The 259-nt window shown below is 67.6% G+C and carries 2 pseudogenes; one reads left to right on the forward strand and one right to left on the reverse strand.

Annotation, left to right across the window (positions count from 1 at the left end):
* Window positions 1-125: pseudogene (gene flgG, locus SB753_RS38670) on the forward strand (flagellar basal body rod protein FlgG); the annotation flags it as partial.
* Here flgG and SB753_RS38675 read toward each other — a convergent pair.
* Window positions 97-259 (reverse strand): annotated as a pseudogene (locus tag SB753_RS38675) (aldehyde dehydrogenase family protein); the annotation flags it as partial. The pseudogenes flgG and SB753_RS38675 overlap by 29 nt on opposite strands.

The following is a 259-nucleotide window of genomic DNA, read 5'->3' on the forward strand; positions in this document are numbered from 1 at the left end:
GCTCGACGGCGACGACGCAGATCGGCTCGTTGCAGGTCGCCACGTTCATCAACCCGACTGGTCTCGATGCGAAGGGCGAAAACCTGTTCCAGGAAACGACCTCGTCGGGCACGCCGAAGACGACCTGCAGCACGCCTTTGGGCAGACCGGCATCGTCGAGTGCGCGGGCAAGCGCGAGCGCCGTCGCCGGGCTTTCCTCGCCGGGCTTGATGATGACGCTGCAGCCAGCGGCCAGTGCCGCCGATAGCTTGCGGGCCGG

Origin of the sequence: Paraburkholderia sp. SIMBA_053 (genome assembly GCF_046534895.1) — a bacterium.
In the GTDB taxonomy this organism is placed as follows: Bacteria; Pseudomonadota; Gammaproteobacteria; order Burkholderiales; family Burkholderiaceae; genus Paraburkholderia; species Paraburkholderia caledonica.